At 40.6% G+C, this 22,242-nt stretch carries 24 protein-coding genes; all 24 read left to right on the top strand.

All coding sequences use genetic code 11. The features are described from left to right. Nucleotides 1–153: 153 nt before the first annotated feature. The 24 genes from DCO56_RS24345 to groL all read left to right on the top strand — a co-directional run bounded on the left by DCO56_RS24345 (nucleotide 154) and on the right by groL (nucleotide 22,237). Nucleotides 154–1,362 carry a porin gene (locus tag DCO56_RS24345; protein ID WP_108636290.1) on the top strand — a complete coding sequence of 403 codons (1,209 nt, stop codon included), beginning with the start codon at nucleotides 154–156 and terminating at the stop codon, nucleotides 1,360–1,362. Nucleotides 1,363–1,398: 36 nt separating this feature from the next. Then, nucleotides 1,399–1,701 carry an urease subunit gamma gene (ureA, locus tag DCO56_RS24340; RefSeq protein WP_046674789.1) on the top strand — a complete coding sequence of 101 codons (303 nt, stop codon included), beginning with the start codon at nucleotides 1,399–1,401 and terminating at the stop codon, nucleotides 1,699–1,701. 16 nt (nucleotides 1,702–1,717) lie between these two features. Beyond that, the gene (ureB, locus tag DCO56_RS24335; RefSeq protein WP_108636289.1) at nucleotides 1,718–2,089 is read left to right on the top strand and encodes an urease subunit beta; all 372 of its coding nucleotides are present in this window, start codon (nucleotides 1,718–1,720) and stop codon (nucleotides 2,087–2,089) included. Nucleotides 2,090–2,095: 6 nt separating this feature from the next. Continuing rightward, complete coding sequence (gene ureC / locus DCO56_RS24330; RefSeq protein WP_108636288.1) at nucleotides 2,096–3,946, top strand: urease subunit alpha; 1,851 nt, start codon at nucleotides 2,096–2,098, stop codon at nucleotides 3,944–3,946. 9 nt (nucleotides 3,947–3,955) lie between these two features. Continuing rightward, a complete protein-coding gene (locus tag DCO56_RS24325) occupies nucleotides 3,956–4,450 on the top strand; it encodes an urease accessory protein UreE (protein WP_108636287.1) in 495 nt (164 codons plus the stop codon). A gap of 1 nt (nucleotide 4,451) precedes the next feature. Further along, nucleotides 4,452–5,138 (top strand): urease accessory protein UreF, encoded by a 687-nt coding sequence (locus DCO56_RS24320; protein WP_104385299.1) that lies wholly within the window; start codon nucleotides 4,452–4,454, stop codon nucleotides 5,136–5,138. A gap of 115 nt (nucleotides 5,139–5,253) precedes the next feature. Continuing rightward, nucleotides 5,254–5,883 (top strand): urease accessory protein UreG, encoded by a 630-nt coding sequence (gene ureG, locus DCO56_RS24315; RefSeq protein WP_108636387.1) that lies wholly within the window; start codon nucleotides 5,254–5,256, stop codon nucleotides 5,881–5,883. Between the two features lie 12 nt (nucleotides 5,884–5,895). Beyond that, nucleotides 5,896–6,852, top strand: a complete 957-nt coding sequence (locus DCO56_RS24310; RefSeq protein ID WP_108636286.1) for an urease accessory protein UreD — start codon at nucleotides 5,896–5,898, stop codon at nucleotides 6,850–6,852. After that, a complete protein-coding gene (locus DCO56_RS24305) occupies nucleotides 6,845–7,324 on the top strand; it encodes an urease accessory protein UreE (protein ID WP_108636285.1) in 480 nt (159 codons plus the stop codon). The genes DCO56_RS24310 and DCO56_RS24305 overlap by 8 nt, the downstream gene beginning before the upstream one ends. A gap of 106 nt (nucleotides 7,325–7,430) precedes the next feature. Continuing rightward, entirely contained in the window at nucleotides 7,431–8,480 is a 1,050-nt protein-coding gene (mutY, locus tag DCO56_RS24300; RefSeq protein WP_108636284.1) for an A/G-specific adenine glycosylase, read from the top strand. A 19-nt stretch (nucleotides 8,481–8,499) separates the two neighbouring features. Beyond that, nucleotides 8,500–8,958: a single-stranded DNA-binding protein gene (locus DCO56_RS24295; protein WP_108636283.1), complete on the top strand. Its 459-nt coding sequence runs from the start codon at nucleotides 8,500–8,502 to the stop codon at nucleotides 8,956–8,958. A gap of 294 nt (nucleotides 8,959–9,252) precedes the next feature. Beyond that, a complete protein-coding gene (pheS, locus tag DCO56_RS24290; RefSeq protein ID WP_108636282.1) occupies nucleotides 9,253–10,293 on the top strand; it encodes a phenylalanine--tRNA ligase subunit alpha in 1,041 nt (346 codons plus the stop codon). A gap of 114 nt (nucleotides 10,294–10,407) precedes the next feature. After that, on the top strand, nucleotides 10,408–10,983 hold the full coding sequence (locus tag DCO56_RS24285; RefSeq protein ID WP_104385291.1) for a TetR/AcrR family transcriptional regulator: 576 nt from the start codon (nucleotides 10,408–10,410) through the stop codon (nucleotides 10,981–10,983). Between the two features lie 257 nt (nucleotides 10,984–11,240). Further along, entirely contained in the window at nucleotides 11,241–12,653 is a 1,413-nt protein-coding gene (gene rlmD, locus DCO56_RS24280) for a 23S rRNA (uracil(1939)-C(5))-methyltransferase RlmD (protein WP_108636281.1), read from the top strand. A 5-nt stretch (nucleotides 12,654–12,658) separates the two neighbouring features. Then, on the top strand, nucleotides 12,659–13,057 hold the full coding sequence (locus DCO56_RS24275; protein WP_108636280.1) for a hypothetical protein: 399 nt from the start codon (nucleotides 12,659–12,661) through the stop codon (nucleotides 13,055–13,057). A gap of 152 nt (nucleotides 13,058–13,209) precedes the next feature. Continuing rightward, the gene (locus DCO56_RS24270) at nucleotides 13,210–13,971 is read left to right on the top strand and encodes a hypothetical protein (RefSeq protein WP_108636279.1); all 762 of its coding nucleotides are present in this window, start codon (nucleotides 13,210–13,212) and stop codon (nucleotides 13,969–13,971) included. 200 nt (nucleotides 13,972–14,171) lie between these two features. Beyond that, nucleotides 14,172–14,861, top strand: coding sequence for a YiaD family glycine zipper/OmpA-like lipoprotein (locus DCO56_RS24265; protein WP_108636278.1), 690 nt, complete (start codon nucleotides 14,172–14,174; stop codon nucleotides 14,859–14,861). A 263-nt stretch (nucleotides 14,862–15,124) separates the two neighbouring features. Then, nucleotides 15,125–16,561 carry a tRNA (N6-isopentenyl adenosine(37)-C2)-methylthiotransferase MiaB gene (gene miaB, locus DCO56_RS24260; RefSeq protein WP_108636277.1) on the top strand — a complete coding sequence of 479 codons (1,437 nt, stop codon included), beginning with the start codon at nucleotides 15,125–15,127 and terminating at the stop codon, nucleotides 16,559–16,561. A 37-nt stretch (nucleotides 16,562–16,598) separates the two neighbouring features. Further along, entirely contained in the window at nucleotides 16,599–17,876 is a 1,278-nt protein-coding gene (locus tag DCO56_RS24255; protein WP_108636276.1) for a sigma-54 interaction domain-containing protein, read from the top strand. A gap of 10 nt (nucleotides 17,877–17,886) precedes the next feature. Then, nucleotides 17,887–18,402, top strand: coding sequence for an LptE family protein (locus DCO56_RS24250; protein ID WP_108636275.1), 516 nt, complete (start codon nucleotides 17,887–17,889; stop codon nucleotides 18,400–18,402). Between the two features lie 12 nt (nucleotides 18,403–18,414). Next, nucleotides 18,415–19,488, top strand: coding sequence for a hypothetical protein (locus DCO56_RS24245; RefSeq protein ID WP_245935911.1), 1,074 nt, complete (start codon nucleotides 18,415–18,417; stop codon nucleotides 19,486–19,488). A gap of 12 nt (nucleotides 19,489–19,500) precedes the next feature. Further along, a complete protein-coding gene (gene secG, locus DCO56_RS24240; protein ID WP_108636273.1) occupies nucleotides 19,501–19,908 on the top strand; it encodes a preprotein translocase subunit SecG in 408 nt (135 codons plus the stop codon). A 301-nt stretch (nucleotides 19,909–20,209) separates the two neighbouring features. Beyond that, nucleotides 20,210–20,485: a co-chaperone GroES gene (locus DCO56_RS24235; RefSeq protein ID WP_028070710.1), complete on the top strand. Its 276-nt coding sequence runs from the start codon at nucleotides 20,210–20,212 to the stop codon at nucleotides 20,483–20,485. Between the two features lie 114 nt (nucleotides 20,486–20,599). Next, on the top strand, nucleotides 20,600–22,237 hold the full coding sequence (groL, locus tag DCO56_RS24230; RefSeq protein ID WP_104385281.1) for a chaperonin GroEL: 1,638 nt from the start codon (nucleotides 20,600–20,602) through the stop codon (nucleotides 22,235–22,237). Nucleotides 22,238–22,242 lie beyond the last annotated feature (5 nt).

Genomic DNA, 22,242 nt, shown 5'->3' with positions numbered 1-22,242 from the left:
CTGATTTTAATCTCATCCTTATTCCATTTTTAATTCGCCATGATATACTTGTACACGAATTAGGTATATCATATGAAACCATCATGATTTATTCAAACATATAAACGAATAAATCTGATCGCTTCATCACGAATAAAAAGCGATTTAAAACGGATGAAAAAAACACTTTCACTTATTACAACCTTGGGTTTGGGCGTTGTGACATTAAATGCACAGACTCAGACTCCAGTGGATTCTATTCCCGCAGAAAGAAATAGCTTATTATCCAGAAGTAGTTTATTATCAAAAGAACCTGCTAGAGCAAAATCATTTCAATTGGACGTTATGTTGCGCGCTGGTCTGCAATCTGATAATGGGGATGGCTCTGGCCAGGCGAAGGCTAATTTGGATGATGCCCGTATTTTGATGAGCGGTGACTACAACGAGCAGCTTTCTTATAAAGTACGTTTTCGACTGAATAGATCATTTGCACCGACCAGTCAGGACAATGGTTCAAGGGCATTGGATATGGCCTACATCAAATATAAGTTCGGTAAAGATCTCAAATGGTCGGTCACAGCAGGTAAGCAGAGTGCCATTGTGGGGAGCTACGAGTTTGAAAACAATCCAATTTACGAATATAAATTCACGGATTATGTTGATCGCATCCTGAATTTATTTGTAGTCGGCGGAACATTGTCCTACGAAGTTAATCCCAATCATTCCTTACATGCGCAAGTGTATAATACCACAAACGACAGCTTTATGGATGTGCACAGCAAAAATGGGTTTGCAGTAGGTGATCTGGAGCGTTCTGATGTGCCAATGGGTGCTTATTTTACTTGGGTAGGTGCTTTTCTGGAAAAAAAAATAAACACAAAATGGTCTTATAATATCTCTCAGTTTGCAAAGAGACATACCAATCATTCCATTTCCTTAGCAAACAAGCTTAAAACGCCAAAACAGATGCTCTATTTGGATTTGCAATATTCCTATCTGGGTGTTGACCATGCGCTGATTGCTTCATCTGCCATCAACGACTTTTACGGACGTACGGGTACGGGGCGCGTTTTGGCAAAGGATGTCAGTTATACCTCCGCAATCCTTCGGTATGATCAATTTTTGAGTAAAAAATGGGAGGTAGCGCTGAAAGGTGGTTATGAGACTGCTGGAGCAAAAGACGATGATGAAGTTGGTAAAAATTTCCGTCAAAACTGGACATATTTTGCAGCCTTGCAACATAAGCCTTTTCATAATCAGGATCTGCGATTTTACCTTGGTTATGTAGGTAATACCGTAGACTACAAAGGGCATATGAAAATCGACAAAAGCCAATATAACCGTGTTGCCTTTGGCGCATATTTTACAATTCCGGTCTTGTAATAATTCCTTTAACAAAATAACAAACAGATATTTTTTATGCGTTTAACACCGAGAGAAACAGAGAAGCTGCTATTGCATTTAGCAGGAGAATTGGCAGCAAAGCGACTAAAGCGTGGGGTGAAACTAAATTATCCCGAATGTATTGCCTATATCAGTGCGCAGATCATGGAGGAAGCAAGAGACGGACGCTCTGTTGCTGACTTAATGTCTTATGGTACGACCTTATTGAAAAGAAGCCAGGTCATGGAAGGTGTCCCTGAGATGATCCATGATGTGCAGATTGAGGTTACTTTTCCGGACGGCACCAAGTTGGTCACCGTTCATGATCCTATCCGTTAATAAAAATTAAAATAATATGATTCCAGGAGAATACATTTTAAAGAAAGAAGAGATCAAGGCAAATGTGGGCCGAAGGACCACTAGCGTTGTTGTAAAAAATGAGGGCGATAGACCGATTCAGGTGGGATCGCACTATCATTTTTTTGAGGTGAATAAATTGCTGTCCTTTGACCGGGAAAAGGCATTTGGCATGCGCCTGAATATTCCAGCAAGTACAGCAGTACGATTTGAACCAGGTGAACAGAAGTCCATTATTCTGGTTGAATTTGGCGGGAGTAAAGAAATCCACGGATTTAATGGATTGACAAATGGGAAGTATACTGATCAGCATGTCAAAACTAAAGCTGTTGAGAAAATGAAAAAATTAAAATTCAGACAATCTAAATAATATAGCATGGGAGGATGGAATAGACGCGAATGGATTAAGGTTGTAGGACTCACTGCATTGGGTTCTACCGTTGGTCTACATGCGCTTGGTTTAGATAAACTAGGTTTAGATAAATCATCTGTTAAATATATTGATGGGGAGCTTTATATCCCTAGAGAGAAATATGCTGCTCTTTTTGGCCCGACAACGGGTGATAAAGTGCGTTTAGCTGATACGGAGCTGTTTATAGAAATTGAAAAAGATTTCAACGTATATGGCGAAGAGAATAAATTCGGTGGGGGTAAAACGATCCGTGACGGTATGGGACAATCTGCCCGTGCATTGCGCGATGAAGACGTATTGGATTTTTGTATTACCAATGTGATCATTATTGACCATTGGGGTATCGTGAAGGGTGACATTGGTATCAAAGACGGGAAAATCGTTGGTATCGGAAAAGCAGGTAATCCTGACGTACAGGATGGTGTCACCAAAGGAATGATTATCGGCGCATCTACCGAAGTTCATGGTGGTGCGGGTTATATTCTTACTGCTGGTGGTATTGATACGCACATTCACTTTATATCACCACAGCAGATCGAGACCGCATTGTATTCTGGGGTAACCACATTTATTGGTGGTGGTGCTGGCCCAGCAGATGGTACTCTTGCGACGACTGTTACATCAGGTAAATGGTATATCGAGCGTATGTTTGAAGCGTTTGAAAACTTACCGATCAACGTTGGTTTCTTCGGTAAAGGTAACGTTTCGACAACAAAGCCGATCGAAGAGCAAATTGAAGCTGGTGCATTGGGGGTGAAAATCCACGAAGACTGGGGTGCTACACCTGCAACAATCGATGCCGCGTTAAAAGTTGCTGATAAGTATGACGTACAGGTGGCTATACACACAGATACATTGAATGAAGCTGGTTTCTTGGAAGATACTGTTGCTGCCATCGACGGTCGTGTTATTCATACCTTCCACACCGAAGGAGCTGGTGGTGGTCACGCACCTGATATCATCAAAATAGCGATGTATCCAAATATCCTTCCTGCATCTACCAATCCGACAAAACCGTTTACAGTGAATACTGCAGAGGAACATCTGGATATGTTGATGGTCTGTCATCACCTGGATAGAAATGTAAAAGAAGACGTTGCTTTCGCTGATTCACGTATCCGTCCACAGACAATTGCTGCTGAGGACATTCTTCAGGATATGGGGGTATTCTCCATTATGAGTTCGGATAGTCAGGCGATGGGGCGTGTGGGGGAGGTGATCTCTCGTACATTCCAAACCGCACATAAGATGAAAATTCAACGTGGGCCGTTAGCTGAGGATAAGGGTAAAGATAATGACAACTTCCGTGTAAAACGTTATGTGTCCAAATTTACAATCAATCCTGCAAAAGCGCATGGTATTGATAAATATATCGGATCTATTGAAACAGGTAAATATGCCGATCTGATCTTATGGAAACCCGAATTATTCGGTGTGAAGCCAGAAATGATAATCAAAGGCGGTATGATCCTAGGTGCGAAAATGGGGGATGCAAATGCGTCCATTCCTACACCACAGCCAATTATATACCGGCCGATGTTCGGAAATTATGGTAAAGCGGTGTCAAGACTGTGTTTTAACTTCGTTTCAAAAATATCGCTGGAGAATGGAAATATCCAGAAATTGAATTTATCACGTAAATGTTTGCCAGTAGAAGGTTGTCGTACAGTGATGAAAAAGGATATGGTACATAACCATGCTACCCCTAATATCGTGGTCAATCCAGAAACGTATGAAGTAACAGTGGATGGTGTGTTAGCGACTTGTGAGCCGTTGAGCGAACTTCCGATGGCACAACGTTACTTCCTGTTCTAATTTGAATATATGATTTTAGCAAGAGACGTTAAAGGCAATATTTGGGCAGCTGGCAAGGAGCATGATGCTAGAGAACTCGATTTTTTAGAGCTTGAATGGTTTGATACTGAGCGGCGTGTCATTCGGGGATTTACCGTTCAAGGCCGGGAGATCGGATTTAAAAACCTGGGTGAAGACTCTTTGTTTGATGGTGATGTCCTGTTTGAAGCAGAGGAGTTCCGTATCGTTGTCCGAATATTGCCCTGTCCTTGTTTGGTCGTACGACCAAAAAATGTATTGGATATGGCAAGAATATGTTTAGAAATAGGCAATAAACATATCCCAGTTTTTATCAACGCAGCTCATGAAATCATAGCGGCTTACGAAAATCCGCTGTGGGAACAATTACAGCGGGCGGGATTTGCACCAACGCAAGAGTCACGGGTAATCGAACGCACGCATACATTGCGCATCCATCAGTATGCCGTAGTGCAAAATAAAATCACACTAGCAAAGGGGGTATAATATGAATCCATTGTTGACATTGATGCAGATCAATGATTCCGTTTTTCCGATTGGAGGATTCACACATTCCTATGGATTGGAAACCTATATAACCAAAGGTCTCGTACATGACTCGAAAACTGCCAAAGAGTACGCGCAGACTTTATTGGAACATAGCTTCTATTACAATGATGCGGCCTTTTTTCATAAGACATGGCAGTTATGCGAGACAAAGGCAACAAAGAAAAAGGTAGCAGAATTAGATGCCTTGATCACAGCCTTTAAAGCGCCTTATGAAATTCGGGATGCAAGTAAAAAACTAGGAATACGTTTTTTGAAACTGACTGAAAAACTGCAGCCGGTTAAACGATGTTCAGCTTATTTAAAAGCAATAAACACCCAAGAACTGCATGGGCATTACGCCATGGCATTTGCCATGTTTGCACATGCACAGGGAATTAGTTATACAGATGCACTGAGCGCATTTTATTATAATTCACTCAATGGTATTATGACCAACTGCGCAAAACTGGTCCCTATTAGTCAGATGGATGCACAGCAGATTCTGTTTAAGTTGCAGCCATTGATCAACAAGTTGGTTGCTGCGCAACCAGCGTTAGAAGAGGATTTAATCGGTAATTGTTGTATCGCGCAGGATATCCGCTGTATGCAACATGAAAAGTTATATACACGTATCTATATATCGTAAAGCAAGATTACTGTTTATACTTAAAATTTATTTTATCTGATTGAGTGAGTTAAATTTTAAGCGTAGTAAATTTCATCTAATCGATGGAAAAAATAATGTGAAAAAAATTATACGGATGAAAAAGACGTCAAAAAGAAATTATGTGAAAATTGGTGTTGCCGGACCTGTTGGATCGGGCAAGACTGCTTTGATCGAACGATTGACACGTTCGATGTCTGCAGATTACAGCATATGTGTTGTTACAAATGATATTTATACACGTGAAGATGCGATGTATCTGCAGCAAAATTCGGCACTCCCGGCTGAACGCATTATTGGTGTAGAGACCGGCGGATGTCCACATACGGCGATCCGTGAGGATGCATCAATGAATATTGAAGCTGTGGAAGAATTGGCTGGTCGTTTTGAGGATGTGGAGCTTATTTTTGTTGAAAGTGGAGGGGATAACCTGACAGCAACATTCAGTCCTGATCTAGCGGATTTAACCATCTTTGTTCTTGATGTTGCCGAAGGAGAAAAAATGCCGCGCAAAGGTGGGCCGGGTATCACACGCTCAGACTTATTATTGATCAATAAAATTGATTTGGCACCCTATGTACACGCAGATTTGGAGGTCATGCGCCGGGATACATTGCGCATGCGTGGAGAACGTCCTTTTATTTTCACGAATCTGATGACATTAGAAGGATTGGAAGACGTAAAGAAATGGATCAAAGAGTACGCTTTATTAGAACAAGTAGGCTAAAAACAATAGGATATGGATAGTAAGATAGTATTAAATGTAGCCAAAGAGGAAGGTAGAAGCAGGCTGAAAGAAAGCTATCACAATGCGCCTTATAAATTGACCCATTATGGAGCAGTGAATCTAACTGACCATCTGGAAATGATTATCATGAGTGCATCACCCGGTATTATGGATACAGATCATCTTCATATTGATGTCCATGTAAAGGAAGAGGCCCAATTAAAGCTGTTTACGCAGTCTTTCAATAAATTGCACCCGATGAAAACGGGTGCCAGCCAGCATACAGATGTACAGGTTGCATCGGGGGGGATATTGCATTACATCCCACATCCGGTCACGCCTTTTAAAGACTCTATATTCAAGGCGACCAATCATATTCATCTGGCCGAAGATGCGGTTTTGATGTGGGGTGATATCATCAGTGTCGGGCGGATTTATATGAAAGAAGCATTTGAATTTGACCGATTGCATACACAGACTAAGATTTTCAGATCTGGAAAACTGGTTTTTATTGATAATCAGCTGTTGCAACCAAAAATGCAGCCCATCCAAAAAATGCTGTTCTTTGAAGGCTACACCCATCAGGCGACCTTTTTATTTTCCGCTCTTTTCGCTCAGGAATTAAAGAATGAGCTTGATGAAATATTGACTGTAGAATATAATGATATCTCTTATGGGTTTACACAGGCTTCATCGGATGTAGTTATCCTTCGGGCGCTGGGTTCTGACGGTGAGTTGCTCTATGATTTTCTGCAAATGTTAGGGCAACTGTGCTGGGACTTTACCATGCATAAACTGTCGGAGTCAAAAGAAGTTGAAGTTATCGAAAATGTAGGGGCTGAGCTTTCGCCAGTTGTGGCGGGAACAGTTGTGACAGAAATAGCTGTTGCTGAAAAGAAAAGCGCAGCCAGTCCGCGGAAAAGGAGGGCAAGCAAAAATAAAACAGAGGAAGGACTGAAATATGCGTAAATCGAAAGAGCCGACAGAAATCCTCATTGAGTCCATTCTCAATTTTGAGCATGTTAAATTCAATCGTGAATCGGATATTTTGGATCTTTCCTACTTTGAAGTAAATAAACGCGTTATCCATCGAAAAACGCGTAAGGGCAACACGGTCAAGATACAGCGGGATGACAGTACGGCCCTACAGTCGGGACAATGTATCTATCATAGCGATGATCTGTTTATACAGGTCAATATTTTGCCTTGTCTTTGTGTATTGCTTGACAGTCAGGATCTTTCCATGGTCGGCGAATTTTGTTTTGATGTAGGCAATCGTCATTTGCCTGTTTATCTGAAAGCAGATGGACGCTTTGCTGTCTCCTATGATGGGCGGTTGTATCAGGCTTTAAAAGAAAAATATAATGGTTCCATTGCTTTGGAGAATGCCATTTTGGAACCGGATGAACAGATTACATCGCTTCGCAATGCGAAAAAATAAGAGGTGAGTATTGGAATGCTTGTTTCAGGTTTTGATTTGTTAGCGGCAGCCGATCTTTGTTTGCGCGCTGCTTGAAAATGCTGAAAAATTGTGCATTTTTGTTGTTATGACATTTGGTGCGGAATTGCAGGCCTGGTATCAACAACATAAGCGTGATTTACCATGGCGGGAAACAAAAGATGCCTATAAGATATGGCTTTCGGAGATTATCCTGCAACAGACTCGGGTAGAACAAGGCATGCCCTACTATTTACGATTTGTGGAACGGTTTGAGACTGTCGTTGACTTTGCCAATGCGGAGGAAGACGATATTTTACACCTTTGGCAGGGACTAGGTTATTATTCAAGGGGACGAAATATGCATAAGGCTGCACGAATTGTCCGTGACGAATATAACGGCATTTTTCCCGTGGACTATAAAACGCTGCTAAAACTTCCCGGTGTAGGCGAATATACAGCTGCCGCAATATCATCTTTTGCCAATAATGAGGCTCAGGCTGTACTGGATGGGAATGTGTTTCGTGTGCTATCGAGATACTATGGAATAGATACAGCGATCAATTCTACTGAGGGAAAGAAAATTTTTACGGCTATCGCTCAGGAGAATTTAGATCAAGACCATCCGGCGTTATACAATCAAGCTATCATGGACTTTGGGGCCACTCATTGTAAGCCAAAACAACCCTTGTGTATTACTTGTATGTTTAATACATCATGTTATGCCATTCGCCAAGGGGAAGTCGACCGACTGCCTGTTAAACTTAAGGGCAAGGCCAGCAGAGAACGGTATTTTAATTATTTTATCCTTAAAGACGAAGCGCAAATTTTGATGTCAAAGCGGGGAGAAGGCGATGTCTGGCAGAATTTATATGAGTTTCCCCTGGTCGAGTCCGATCGGACTTTAACGATACCGGAGATTCTTATAGATGAGCAATTTGTCCGGTATTTTGGGGAAAAGGCGGAGATCAAACTCCTGCAAAAACAAACTAAACATATTCTGAGCCATCAGAATATTTATGCGACATTCTTTGAAGTGCAGTTAAAGGGCGGTCTAAAACAAAAAAAATCCAATTGGGATTATGTATTTTTAAAAGATTTAGATAAATTAGCTAAACACAAGTTGATCTTTACCTTTTTGGAAAGATCCAATTTTTAACCATTTATGCTTTTAAATTATGTCAGGAGTTAACAAAGTTATTTTAGTGGGACACCTTGGAAAAGACCCCGAAATTCGATATTTAGAAGGCAATGTCTCCGTTGCCAGTTTCCCATTGGCAACTTCAGAAACGTATAACAAGGACGGAAAACGGGTCGAACAAACCGAGTGGCACAATATTGTCATGTGGCGCGGTTTGGCAGATGTGGCGGTAAAATACCTTACTAAGGGCAAATTGGTCTATATCGAAGGTCGATTACGTACGCGTACCTACGAAGATAAAGAGGGTATCAGACGTTATGCTACTGAGGTGGTTGCTGAGACATTTACTCTTTTGGGACGCAAATCGGATTTTGAACCAGCTGGAACTGCTAATACGGGAAATGTTGCAAGCACCCCGGCGCAGAAGGCCGAAGATAAAGAAATCGAAGTTGATTTTACCGAAAATGATCAGGAAGATAATCCGCTTCCATTTTAATCGAACTCGAAAGTAGCTTTGAATATTGAGCGGATATTATTTTACATTATATAGTTATGAGCAAAAGAGCGGATGAAAGTCTGCTCTTTTTGATTTTTAGTATACTCTTGCTTGCCTCTGACAGGGATGAAAAAATCATCTTACCGGTGTTTTTATGTTCAATGAGTTGATTACAAACAGGTTTATTCTGGTTGATCTTAATTGAAATTTTGCAGACAGGGATGTTTTCGAAGCCGTTTGAGAGATGGCTAAAATTTCTTTTTGGCAGAAATTTTGGCTATGTTTGTCGTAATTATGTTGCAAGATAAAATTACGCAGTATACTGAAGAAATTAAGGCGTTTGTGCCATCTTCTTCAGCCGATGTAGAAAATTTCAGATTGAAGTTTTTGGTTTCCAAAGGGATCGTAAAAAATCTTTTTGACGAATTCAAAACAGTTACTCCTGAAGAAAAACGTACTTTGGGGAAAGTACTGAATGAATTTAAGCAGTTGGCAGAAAATACATTCAAGGAAGCACAGGAGAAATTTGGTTCCGGTGAGAAGCAGAAATCCCAACAAATGGAGGGTGATTTAACATTGCCGGGTAATGGGTTTCAATTGGGATCCAGACACCCAATCTCATTGGTTCGCAAGGAAATTGTTGAGATCTTTAAAAAGCTGGGCTTCATCGTGTCTGAGGGACCAGAGATTGAAGATGACTGGCATAATTTCTCCGCGTTGAATTTCCCGCCTGAACATCCGGCGCGTGATATGCAAGACACATTCTTTATCAAAAAACAAGAAGGTAACGATATTACACTCAGAACCCATACATCTTCTGTTCAGGTTAGACTCATGGAAGCTGGAAAACCACCTTTCCGTGCGATTATGCCCGGACGCGTGTATCGGAACGAAGCGATTTCTGCACGAGCGCATTGTTTCTTTCATCAGGTAGAAGGATTATATGTGGATGAAAATGTTTCGTTTGCTGATTTGAAGCAGACTTTGTACCATTTTGTTCAAGAAATGTATGGTGAGGGCACTAAAGTGCGTTTCCGCCCTTCGTATTTCCCATTTACAGAACCTTCTGCGGAGATGGATATCTCATGTACAATCTGTAAAGGTGCTGGGTGTAATCTTTGTAAATATTCAGGTTGGGTAGAGATTTTAGGTTGCGGCATGGTAGATCCGAATGTACTTGATAATTGTGGAATCGACAGTAAAAAGTATTCTGGTTTTGCCTTCGGTATGGGCATCGAACGGATCACAAATCTTAAATATGTGATCAAAGATTTGCGACTTTTCTCTGAAAATGATACGCGTTTCTTAGCTCAGTTTGAGACTGAATTAATATAAATCAATGCTAATAAAGACTATTGAAACCATCACACTATTACCAATCCTTGCGTGTGTCTTATTCGGCCCGGGTATTGGGCATAGTGTGATGTGTGCTAGTCTTATCTGAAGAATATGGAACCAGATCATATCATTGAATCCATAAAAAGAACAGCACGGGAACTCTTTCGTCAAAATGGTTATCATAAAACCAGTGTAAACACGTTGGCCAAAAAAGCTAAGATTGCTAAGGCGACGGTTTATAAATACTTTGATAGTAAGGAAATGATCTTGCATGCCATCTTGATGGATTATCTGCGGGCGAGTCTGCTGGATATCTTAAAGACCACAAAATATGAGGATGATATGGCCTCTTTTTTGGCTTCCACCATTCTTCGTGTCAGCCGGCTGACCTATACAGCATGCAATGAATTGATTGGCTGGGAATTTATCCGTGAGTCGGCCAATGCACAGGAATATCTAAAAACACTATCTGAGGATCTGGAATTCTTGCTTTTAAGCACATTTATCCAGAATGAAAAGATCAATGAAGCGATCAGTGAGGAAAAACTGACATTTCTGATCAAATCAAGCAAGAGCATTGTATTCTCTTTTGCTTTTACTGCCGTTTCGGATGCCGATGTACGTAAAAATTTCATTTCTTTTCAAAAGGAGATTCTACCGTACCTTGTTCAGGCAACGATTCTCTAATTGATTATGGGTTCTGTTGTTTATTGCTGCTCATTATCCTCCTGTTAAATAATCTTCCTTTTTTGCTAATTCTTTTTTTTCAAGGAAGTATGTCTGAATTTAGACCTTTCTATAGGCTTAAGCAGTGCTGCATATCCGCGAATAATAAAGGAAATTTGTCTGATCAAAATGGATTATTGCGCTATATAAAAGATCTTTTTTCTAAGACCATGTAGGTCAGTGAAAAATCATTATAAAAAATTGTATTTTTGCGAACTATGAGTAGAAGAATTCCGCAAGAAAAGAAGTTCTTGAAAGATATCGCAATCATTGATATTGCCGAAGAAGGTAGAGGTGTGGGGAAAACCGAAGATCTGGTTCTGTTTGTCGAAAAAGCTGTCCCCGGTGATGTTGTCGATGTGGAGTTAATGCGCAAGAAGAAGAATTTTGCTGAGGCTCGGGTGACGAGCCTGAAGGAAGCTTCTACTTATCGCGTAGACCCTTTTTGTGAGCATTTTGGTGTCTGTGGGGGCTGTAAATGGCAGCACATGAGCTATGAAGCTCAATTAAAATTTAAACAACAGTCTGTTGACAATGCTTTATCCCGTATCGGGAAAGTAGATACTTCCGCCATGGAAGATATTTTGGGATCGACTCAAACGGAGTATTATAGAAATAAATTAGAATATACATTTTCCAATAAGAAATGGTTGACCTCTGTTGATGAGGATGCGTCGCAATTGGAAATGAATGCTTTGGGCTTTCATGTGCCGGGGCGATTTGATAAAATTCTGGATATTGATCATTGTTTTCTCCAGGAAGACCCTTCCAATGAGGTTCGGAATACCATACGGGACTTTGCGCTAAGCAAAGGAATGACTTTTTATGATCTAAGAGAGCATACTGGGGTATTACGCAATCTGATCATCCGTATTTCATCTACTGGTGAGATGATGGTGATTGTGGTTTTTGCTTATCCAGAGCAAGGTCAGGTGGAATTATTGATGAATTTCATCAATGAAAAGTTTCCTCAGATTGCCTCGCTTTTATATATCGTGAATCAAAAGCGTAATGATACCATCTTTGATCAGGATATTCATGTATATGCAGGTCGTGATTTTATTTATGAGGAAATGGAAGGTCTTCGCTATAAGGTTGGACCGAAATCCTTCTATCAGACCAATTCAGCACAAGCATACGAACTCTATAAGATCACACGCGATTTTGCGGATTTAAAAGGAGATGAGCTGGTGTATGATTTATATACGGGAGCTGGTACGATAGCAAACTTTGTCGCTAAGAAAGCAAAAGAAGTCATCGGAGTTGAGTATGTCCCTACTGCAATTGAAGACGCGAAGGTAAATTCGGCGATCAATAATATCAACAATACGAAGTTTTATGCTGGGGATATGAAAGATGTGTTGATTCCTTCTTTTATTGCTGAGCATGGTAAACCAGATGTCGTAATTACCGATCCACCACGAGCAGGTATGCATGCGGATGTTGTGGCCCGTTTATTGGAGATGGAATCCCCGAGAATTGTTTACGTCAGTTGTAATGCTGCGACGCAGGCGAGAGATTTAGTTTTATTGGCTGAAAAGTACGACGTGAAGCGTATTAAGCCGGTGGATATGTTTCCACATACACAGCACGTAGAAAATGTCGTTCTATTAGAACTAAAAAAATCATAATATATATGGAAGTAGAGGATTTATTTTCAGGCGGAGCAAGGGAGGAAGCCGCGCAATCTACTGGGCAGAGTCCATTGAAAAGTTTGCAGGTTGATCTTGATTTTTATAGTGAGTCAATCCGTGAGGTTGCGATGGAAATCATTGAGGAAGGCTATTCTTCCTACCCGATTTTTGTGGCACATCAACATGAGGTTTCGGTAGGAGAGGTAATCTTGGACCGTACGGAGCTAGAAACGAATTGGACAATCAATGCCTCTACTTTGGAAGAATTTGTCGAAATGGATATTATTCAGGAAGACCGTAAAGCCACTTTTATCCAGAATTATAAATCTGCTAGGGATTTTATGTGCCTGTTTGTGGTTGTTGCCGAAGGAGCCAATTTTGTCTTTTACCCCTATAAATAAATAAGGAATATTTAAACTTTTTTAACAATACAATTGTCAAACTATTACTATTTTTAACAAAATAGACTGGGAGCATGGTGGGTAAACAAGCCCCAAGCGCTAAGTGTAACATGAGGTTTTAAAGCTTGGCGTGATAATAACAATATATTCCAATGAGAAGAATACACATACATATAGGAGGGTTTTTAGGCATATTGATGTTGCTTTTGACGGCATTCGGAGCAAAGGCGCAACATATACAACAAGTGTCGGGTATGGTGATGCGGAAGGGAACTGCCAATAGAATTGGTGATGTGGTGGTGCTAAATTTGCGGACGAACAGATCGGCGCTGACAAATTCTTTTGGTGTCTTTACAATTGACGCTTCTGTGGGCGATTCGCTTTCTTTCACGAAGGTCGGATTTTCACCGGTAAAGACTGTGCTGACAAACCTGAATGAATTTTATATTGAGATGCAGGAAGGGATAAAGCTTGAGACAGTAATCGTAGAACGGAAGTCGAAAGAAGCTGAACTAAATGAGGCGATGGGAAACTACTCCAAAAAGGGAGTTTATAATGGGGGGAAAAATAAATTTGGAACCTATCTAGGAAGTCCTGCTACCGCACTTTATAATCTTTTTGGACGGGAAGCAAAAAATGCGAAACGTTTTGGACGTTTTATGGACCGGGAAAAAGAAGAATTACAGGTCGACCGTATTTTTTCACGCGCGGCTGTCCAGAAATTAACAAAATTGGACAGTGCCGATTTAGATGCTTTTATGGTACGTTATCGTCCTTCATTTGATCTCGCCGAGCATTGGGGACAATATGATTTGATGAACTATGTGCAACAGTCTTTACAGGATTTCGAAGCAAAGGGCCGTCCAAAAGGGTCATTGTTGCCCGATATCGAAGTTAAGACGCAGGAAAAGTAAAACAATTTCCTTTCCATACTGTTAGTTCTTGTGAACATTGGCCATCGGGATTATTTGTAGCGGATTGTCTTCATTTAAACGTGTTGTAATGCTTTTTTGAGCGTATCGTAACAAAAAAGTTGAAAAAGGTTGCTTTTGGCACTTTGTTTGATTTTAACATGGACAGTATTTAGTTTGAATATTAAAAGTCTTAGAGAGATATGAAAATGAATAGAAAATTAGCTGTATTTGGTTTGACTGTTGCAACCTCGGCTATGTTATTTGGAAGTTGTTCTACAATCCAAAATACAAATAATACGACTAAAGGTGGTGTAATCGGTGGTGTAGCGGGTGGTGCATTAGGCGCATTAATTGGCGGTAAGGCTGGTAATACGGCTATTGGTACATTAGCAGGTGCGGCCATTGGTGGTGCAGCCGGTGTATTGATTGGTAAGAAAATGGATAAACAAGCTGCTGAGATTTCTAAAACCGTCGAAGGTGCTGAAGTGACTCAATCCGCAGAGGGTATTGTTGTGAAGTTTGATTCAGGTATTTTATTCGATTTCAATAAATCTGATTTGAAAACCACTGCAAAAGATAATATCGCTAACTTGGTTACCACTTTAAATAAGGAACAAGGGACAGAAATTTTGGTTATCGGACATACAGATAATGTAGGTACGTTAGCGGCAAATGATAAAGTTTCTTTGGACCGTGCAAATGCGGTACGTGCGTTTGCTGTATCCAAAGGACTGGCTTCTTCACGTATTAAAACTGAAGGAAGAAACTTCTCTGAGCCAATTGCAAGTAATGATACAGAAGCAGGACGTGCACAAAATCGTCGTGTGGAGATCGTTATCGTTGCTGGTGATCAAATGAAGAAAGAAGCAAAACAACAAGCTGGTCAATAAGGAACTGAACAGCTGCTTCCTGTGGAATCCTTTGCTGTTTAACGCTTCGAAAAAAAAGTTTGTTGAGTTTCAAAATATATAGGCGCGGAAATTTATCCGTGCCTTTTTTGTATCATCTCCACGCATCGGAAAATATAATACGGTTGGACCGCGCAGGAGTATTTAGCGCTAAAATTTGACAAAGTATAAACCATATTTCTGGCTGACAAACTGTCATTATATGGATTTTAATTTCTAACTTTGTAGTCTTTGAAAATTGAGCTATGCTAGATTTAACACATACAACTAAGGAACACGACGAATCTCGTCAGGGTGAGGCATTGTTATTGGAACAGGATCCAAAGATCAGTAATGGACGTAAACTGTACATTGAAAGTTACGGTTGTCAAATGAACTTCTCGGATAGTGAGATCGTTGCTTCTATTTTGTTGGATAAAGGTTTTGAGACGACAAAAAATTATCAGGAAGCAGATGTTGTCTTTATTAATACCTGTTCAATCCGCGAGAATGCAGAGCAGCGTGTTCGTAATCGACTGAAAGAATTTGAGGCGGCTAAGACCAAAAATCCGGGAATGATCGTCGGTGTGCTGGGCTGTATGGCTGAGCGTTTAAAATCGAAGTTTCTTGAAGAAGAAAAATTAGTTGATGTTGTGGTAGGTCCTGACGCGTATCGTGATCTTCCTAATTTAATTGATAAGGTCGATGACGGTGCAAAGGCAGTGAATGTACTGTTGTCACGTGAGGAGACTTATGCCGATATTAATCCGGTTCGATTAAATTCAAATGGTGTGACAGCCTTTATTTCGATCATGCGTGGTTGTGACAATATGTGTTCATTCTGTGTGGTTCCATTTACCCGTGGACGTGAGCGCAGCCGTGATCCTCATTCTATTGTGAAAGAGGCGCAGGATCTATTCAATGCCGGATATAAAGAAGTAACATTGCTAGGGCAAAATGTGGATTCCTATAAGCATACAGCAACGGTTGCAGAAGGTGAAGCTCCTGCTGAGACGGTAACTTTTGCTAAATTGTTGGCTATGGTGGCGGAAGTCAGCCCGCTTTTACGGGTTCGTTTCTCTACATCACACCCAAAAGATATTACGGATGAGGTCTTACATACGATCGCATCATATGAAAATATTTGCAATTATATCCATCTCCCAGTACAATCCGGAAATTCCAGGGTATTGGAGCTGATGAATCGTACTTACGATCGGGAGTGGTATATGGAACGTGTAGATGCTATCCGCAAAATTATTCCGGATTGTGCGATTTCTACCGATGTTATCACAGGATTCTGTACAGAAACCGAAGCAGAACATCAGGAAACATTATCGATGATGGATTATGTGAAGTATGACTTTGCATATATGTTTGCTTATTCGGAAAGACCAGGTACATTAGCTGCTAAGCGTTATGAAGATGATATTCCAGAGGATGTCAAAAAACGTCGTTTGACTGAGGTGATCAACAAACAGCGTGACCATAGCTTATATCGTTACCAACACTTTATTGGAAAGGTATGTAAAGTCCTTATAGAGGGTTTTTCAAAGCGATCTGAGTTTGATTTCTGTGGTCGTAATGATCAAAATGCCTTGGTTGTATTTCCTATAGATCCTCGTTACAAACAGGGTGATTATGTCAACGTGCTTGTTGAATCATGTACGTCGGCAACCTTGCTCGGTAAAATTGTTGATTAAGAAAACTTAATATAAATTTATTTCCAACTGGAAATTTATGGATAATCAAGATATAAAAAATAGGTTTGGAATCATCGGTAACTCACCGTTGTTAAATCGGGCGATAGACATTGCCCGGCAGGTGGCTCCAACTGATATTTCTGTATTAATACAAGGTGAAAGCGGTAGTGGTAAAGAAGTTTTTTCGCATATTATCCATCAATTGAGTTCCCGTAAGCATGGCCCGTTTATAGCGGTCAATTGTGGGGCAATACCGGAGGGAACGATAGATTCCGAATTATTTGGCCATGAGAAGGGTTCCTTTACCGGTGCTCACGAAGCACGTAAGGGTTATTTTGAAGTAGTTGACGGCGGAACAATTTTCTTGGATGAGGTCGGGGAGCTACCTTTGGGAACGCAAGCCCGATTACTACGTGTTTTGGAATCTGGAGAGTACATTCGGGTAGGATCATCGAAAGTTCAGAAAACGAATGTACGTGTGGTTGCGGCGACAAACGTCAATATGTTTGAAGCTGTCCAAAAAGGTAAATTTCGGGAAGATTTGTATTACCGTCTCAACACCGTGCCGCTGCGTGTCCCTTCACTTAGGGAACGCCCTGAAGATATCAATTTATTGTTTCGTAAGTTTATTGTCGATTTTTCGGAAAAATACCGCTCTCCCGGAGTGCAATTGACTGAAGATGCTCAAAATATGCTACGCAACTATAATTGGCCGGGAAATGTGCGTCAATTAAAAAATGTGGCCGAACAGATTGCTGTTTTAGAGAAAGAACGTGTTGTTGATGCGCATACCCTGCAAAACTATTTGCCAAATGAATCGCGGACAAGTTTACCGGCCATAGTTTCATCAAATAATAGCGCAAAAGAAGATTTCTCAGAAAGAGATTTACTTTATAAGGTGCTTTTCGATATGAAGAAAGATATGGTCGATCTCAAAAAACTCGTTGTCGAGCTGATCCAGAAGGGCGTGGATTCTTCTACGTTCGATCAAAATTCGCCTTATATTAATCAGCTCTATCAGGAAATTGAACCACAGATAAAATCTGATGCCGAAGGATATGGTATTGCGCCAACACTGACAATACATTCGCCTAATAACAATACGGCAAATGTCTTGAAGAATCCTGCCGCGCAGGATGAATATCTGCAAGATGCACAGGAAGTGGAAGAGTCTTTGTCCTTGGTGGATAAGGAATCTGATCTTATCAAGAAGGCCTTGAAAAAACACCGCGGCAAACGTAAAGCAGCGGCACAAGAATTGGGAATTTCCGAAAGGACTTTGTATAGGAAAATTAAAGACTTAAATTTAGACTAAGGTTTTGCAGATGTTGTCAAGAAGAATTTTATATACCTTGCTCACGACCACTTTTCTATTCATCATGAACAGTTGTGGTGTAAAATATGGATTTACGGGAGGATCTATTCCAGAAGGGATGAAGACCGTCAATATTCAATATTTCGAAAATATTGCACCTTTGGTTTATCCGACTTTAAGCCAGAATTTTACGGAGGCATTAAAGGAGCGTATTCGAAATCAATCCCGATTAAGTCAGGTCAACCAAGATGGTGATGCTACTTTTGAAGGATTCATTACAGATTATACGATCAGTCCAGCAGCTGTTGAAGCAGGGACGGATCGGGCTGCAATGAATAGATTGACCATTACCATTAAAGTGTCTTACCACAATAAGATTAACCCTAAAGACGACTTTGAGCAGCCTTTTACACGCTTCAAAGAGTTTGCTGGAAATCTTCAGAGTGCACAGGAAGAGAGCTTGGGTAAGGAGGTTATCCAGATGTTGACAGAGGATATTTATAATAAGGCGTTTGCCAACTGGTAATCCTTTCCCAAGATGAATATAACTATGCCACTATCGAATAATGAGCTTTTTTTTCGAGCGATCAATCAGCCGGAATCTGTTGATGAGGAAGTGATTTTAGGCTTGATTGAAAAATATCCGTATGCGCAAAGTTTACGATTTATTTATGAGCGTAAAGTTTTTGGTGAAAGCAAACCTGTGCAGAATTTATCGTCTACATTGCTTTATGCTTCGTCTCCAAACTGGTTGTATGAATTTATGCATAGCAGGCCAACGGTGGCGAGGGAAGAAGTCCAATTGGAAGACATCATAATTCTTGAGGACGACCTTGATGAAGATGTTGAGGCTACAGTAGTGGCTGAGACCGAAGATGAGGTGGTGGAAACTGAAGTTGAAAACGTGGCGGAGAAGCCCGATGAATTGGACCGTTTGATCCAAGCAGGTGTCGCGCAGGACTATTTTCGTTCGCGTGAAGCAAAGCAACAGGTCGCCCCAGTTGAGGAGCCAGAAATCGCTGAGCCGGTATCTTCTGAAACAGCTATCCAGTCAGTCAAGGATACACAGGAACGTGTCTCGGTCTATGATGATGATACCATGCCCTATAGTTTCTTGTGGTGGTTGCATAAAACGCGACTTGAATATGCTGAAACCTATCAGCCTTATGTAAAGTCACCTTTGGGTCCTATGGCACCGTCAAATGATGATATTGCCAAGATTCATGAAAAATTGGATAGCCAGCTATTGGATCAACAGATTCGGGAGAATATTTTCCATCTGCAATCGCCGGAGGCAAAACTCAGTGATGAGGTGAAAACAACAATTGCTTTCCAGATTCCGCGCAAAACGGATGAGGTGATCGAGAAATTTATCCGCGAGGAGCCTATGATCCAACCACTACAGGCTGAGAAGTTGGATTTGGAGAATAAGGCCAGAAAAAGCTCGGAAGATCAGCATTCACTGGTGACGGAGACCCTTGCAAAAATATATACCGAACAGGGTTTATATCCTAAAGCAATAGAGGTTTACGAAAAATTAGTTTTGAAATATCCAGAAAAAAATGCTTACTTTGCGGCACGCATAACAGAATTAGAAAAGAAATTAAATTAATTACATAAAGAGATGCAAGGATTATTAATTGGTCTTATCATATTAGCTAGTATTATTTTAGCATTTTTGGTTTTAATCCAAAATCCAAAAGGTGGCGGTTTATCATCTGGTTTTTCAGGTGGAACAAACCTAATGGGTGTAAAACGTACAGGAGACTTCTTGGAAAAAGGTACATGGATCATGGTTATCGCCATTATGATTTTTAGTTTGGGTGTTAACATTATGGGAACAGCGCCAAGTACATCCAAAGGTGGCTTGGGTGGTCAAATTGAAGCCCCTGCACAACAACAGGGACCTTTGAACTTGGGTACGCCGGCACAGAAACCTGCAGGTGCGCCAGCAGGACAAGAGCAAGCTGCTCCAGCGCAATCAGAGCAAAAAACGCCAACGGCTAAGCCAACTGAAGAAGCTAAAAAATAGTTGCGAACAAAGAAATTCAAAAGGCCTCGTCTACAATTTAGACGAGGCCTTTTTTGCTATACGCGGGTTTGTCAGTTTGCCTATCAAAGTCTGGTCGGGATGGCGAATATGGTTATGTAAGGATGTCATACAAACAGTGACAGTGTGACAGCAAAATCCGCTTTTATTTATTGACATGTTAAGTTTTCGGTGAAAAATTGTCTTATACATCACCTTATTTACAATTGGCATAAAAGATGATGTGTCTATAACGATTATAACATAAAAATAAATTCAATAACAGATAAAAAGTAAATTAATTATGGCATTAAGTATCAAACCTATCGGAGATAGAGTAGTAGTAGAAGCTGCTCCAGCAGAAGAAAAAACAGCTTCAGGGTTATATATTCCCGATACAGCAAAAGAAAAACCATCTCAAGGTACAGTAGTTGCTGTAGGTACTGGCAAAGTTGACGAGCCGTTAACTGTAAAAGTAGGTGACAAAGTATTATATGGTAAATATGCAGGTACTGAAATTACTTACGAAGGAAAAGAGTATTTAATTATGCGTGAGTCTGATATTTACGCTGTTATCTAAGAGGTCAAAAGTCAAAATTACAAAGTTAAATTTAAAAAATTGAGGCGGTTTGTAGCTGCAGACTTGTCATATTAGAGTCTCACTACCAATAGCTCAATACTCAATACTAAAGAAATGGCAAAACAAGTAAAATATAACGTTGAGGCTCGTGAGGCCCTTAAAAAAGGTGTAGACACTTTAGCTAATGCTGTTAAAGTAACATTAGGTCCAAAAGGACGTAACGTAATTATTGAGAAAAAATTCGGTGCACCGGTAATCACTAAAGATGGTGTTTCAGTTGCGAAGGAAATCGAATTGAAAGATGCTTTAGAAAATATGGGTGCTCAAATGGTAAAAGAAGTTGCTTCCAAAACTGCTGATCAAGCTGGTGATGGTACAACTACGGCTACTGTATTGGCACAAGCAATCGTTGCTCCGGGTATTAAATCTGTAGCAGCAGGTGCTAACCCAATGGATTTAAAACGTGGTATTGACAAAGCTGTGGCAGCTGTTGTTGCCAACTTGAAATCTCAATCTCAAGAAGTTGGTCAAGATAACAACAAAATCAAACAAGTAGCGGCTATCTCTGCGAATAACGACGAGGTAATCGGTTCTTTGATCGCGCAAGCGATGGAAAAAGTTGGTAACGATGGTGTTATCACTGTTGAAGAAGCAAAAGGTACTGAAACAGAAGTAAAAACTGTAGAAGGTATGCAATTTGACCGTGGATATTTATCTCCATACTTTGTTACGAACTCTGACAAAATGGAAGCGGAATTAGATAACCCTTACATTTTGATCTACGACAAGAAAATCAGCAACATGAAAGAGTTGTTGCCTATCTTGGAAAAACAAGTTCAAACTGGTAAACCATTGTTGATCATTGCTGAAGACTTAGACGGTGAAGCTCTTGCGACATTAGTTGTCAATAAAATCCGTGGTTCACTGAAAGTGGCAGCTGTAAAAGCTCCTGGTTTTGGTGACCGTCGTAAAGCAATGTTAGAAGATATCGCTATCTTAACTGGTGGTACAGTAATCTCTGAAGAAAGAGGTTTCAAATTGGAGAATGCGGAATTATCTTATTTGGGTCAAGCTGAAAAAGTTCAAGTTGACAAAGATAATACGACAATTATCAACGGTGGCGGTAACGTAGATGACATCAAAGCTCGCGTTGCTCAAATCCGTTCACAAATCGAAACAACAACTTCTGACTACGATCGCGAGAAATTACAAGAGCGTTTGGCAAAATTGTCAGGTGGTGTTGCCGTATTGTACGTAGGTGCTACTACCGAGGTAGAAATGAAAGAGAAGAAAGACCGTGTTGATGATGCTTTACATGCAACTCGTGCTGCCGTTGAAGAAGGTATCGTTGCTGGTGGTGGTGTTGCATTTATCCGTGCTACTGAAGCTTTGGTAAGCCTTAAAGGTGAAAACGAAGATGAGCAAATCGGTATTGACATTATCAAACGTGCTATCGAAGAGCCTTTACGTCAAATCTGTAATAACGCAGGTATCGAAGGTGCGGTGATCGTTCAAAAAGTAAAAGAAGGTACAGCTGACTTTGGTTATAATGCACGTACTGACCGTTATGAGAACTTAATCGCAGCAGGTGTAATCGACCCTACTAAAGTATCTCGTATTGCTTTGGAAAATGCAGCTTCAGTTGCTTCAATGTTGTTGACAACAGAGTGTGTATTGGCTGACGAGGCTGAAGAAAACCCTGTAGGTGCTGGTGCTCCTCCGATGGGTGGTGGTATGGGTGGAATGATGTAAGATCA

Source organism: Sphingobacterium athyrii (assembly GCF_003071065.1).
GTDB classification, from domain to species: Bacteria; Bacteroidota; Bacteroidia; order Sphingobacteriales; family Sphingobacteriaceae; genus Sphingobacterium; species Sphingobacterium athyrii.
The sequence above is the reverse complement of the archived record's forward strand: the minus strand, read 5'-3'. Positions and strand labels throughout refer to the sequence as shown.

Coding starts and splice junctions, on each gene's coding strand:
- DCO56_RS24345 (WP_108636290.1), top strand. CDS start 154: ATGAAAAAAACACTTTCACTTATTACAACCTTGGGTTTGGGCGTTGTG.
- ureA (WP_046674789.1), top strand. CDS start 1,399: ATGCGTTTAACACCGAGAGAAACAGAGAAGCTGCTATTGCATTTAGCA.
- ureB (WP_108636289.1), top strand. CDS start 1,718: ATGATTCCAGGAGAATACATTTTAAAGAAAGAAGAGATCAAGGCAAAT.
- ureC (WP_108636288.1), top strand. CDS start 2,096: ATGGGAGGATGGAATAGACGCGAATGGATTAAGGTTGTAGGACTCACT.
- DCO56_RS24325 (WP_108636287.1), top strand. CDS start 3,956: ATGATTTTAGCAAGAGACGTTAAAGGCAATATTTGGGCAGCTGGCAAG.
- DCO56_RS24320 (WP_104385299.1), top strand. CDS start 4,452: ATGAATCCATTGTTGACATTGATGCAGATCAATGATTCCGTTTTTCCG.
- ureG (WP_108636387.1), top strand. CDS start 5,254: ATGAAAAAGACGTCAAAAAGAAATTATGTGAAAATTGGTGTTGCCGGA.
- DCO56_RS24310 (WP_108636286.1), top strand. CDS start 5,896: ATGGATAGTAAGATAGTATTAAATGTAGCCAAAGAGGAAGGTAGAAGC.
- DCO56_RS24305 (WP_108636285.1), top strand. CDS start 6,845: ATGCGTAAATCGAAAGAGCCGACAGAAATCCTCATTGAGTCCATTCTC.
- mutY (WP_108636284.1), top strand. CDS start 7,431: ATGACATTTGGTGCGGAATTGCAGGCCTGGTATCAACAACATAAGCGT.
- DCO56_RS24295 (WP_108636283.1), top strand. CDS start 8,500: ATGTCAGGAGTTAACAAAGTTATTTTAGTGGGACACCTTGGAAAAGAC.
- pheS (WP_108636282.1), top strand. CDS start 9,253: ATGTTGCAAGATAAAATTACGCAGTATACTGAAGAAATTAAGGCGTTT.
- DCO56_RS24285 (WP_104385291.1), top strand. CDS start 10,408: ATGGAACCAGATCATATCATTGAATCCATAAAAAGAACAGCACGGGAA.
- rlmD (WP_108636281.1), top strand. CDS start 11,241: ATGAGTAGAAGAATTCCGCAAGAAAAGAAGTTCTTGAAAGATATCGCA.
- DCO56_RS24275 (WP_108636280.1), top strand. CDS start 12,659: ATGGAAGTAGAGGATTTATTTTCAGGCGGAGCAAGGGAGGAAGCCGCG.
- DCO56_RS24270 (WP_108636279.1), top strand. CDS start 13,210: ATGAGAAGAATACACATACATATAGGAGGGTTTTTAGGCATATTGATG.
- DCO56_RS24265 (WP_108636278.1), top strand. CDS start 14,172: ATGAAAATGAATAGAAAATTAGCTGTATTTGGTTTGACTGTTGCAACC.
- miaB (WP_108636277.1), top strand. CDS start 15,125: ATGCTAGATTTAACACATACAACTAAGGAACACGACGAATCTCGTCAG.
- DCO56_RS24255 (WP_108636276.1), top strand. CDS start 16,599: ATGGATAATCAAGATATAAAAAATAGGTTTGGAATCATCGGTAACTCA.
- DCO56_RS24250 (WP_108636275.1), top strand. CDS start 17,887: ATGTTGTCAAGAAGAATTTTATATACCTTGCTCACGACCACTTTTCTA.
- DCO56_RS24245 (WP_245935911.1), top strand. CDS start 18,415: ATGAATATAACTATGCCACTATCGAATAATGAGCTTTTTTTTCGAGCG.
- secG (WP_108636273.1), top strand. CDS start 19,501: ATGCAAGGATTATTAATTGGTCTTATCATATTAGCTAGTATTATTTTA.
- DCO56_RS24235 (WP_028070710.1), top strand. CDS start 20,210: ATGGCATTAAGTATCAAACCTATCGGAGATAGAGTAGTAGTAGAAGCT.
- groL (WP_104385281.1), top strand. CDS start 20,600: ATGGCAAAACAAGTAAAATATAACGTTGAGGCTCGTGAGGCCCTTAAA.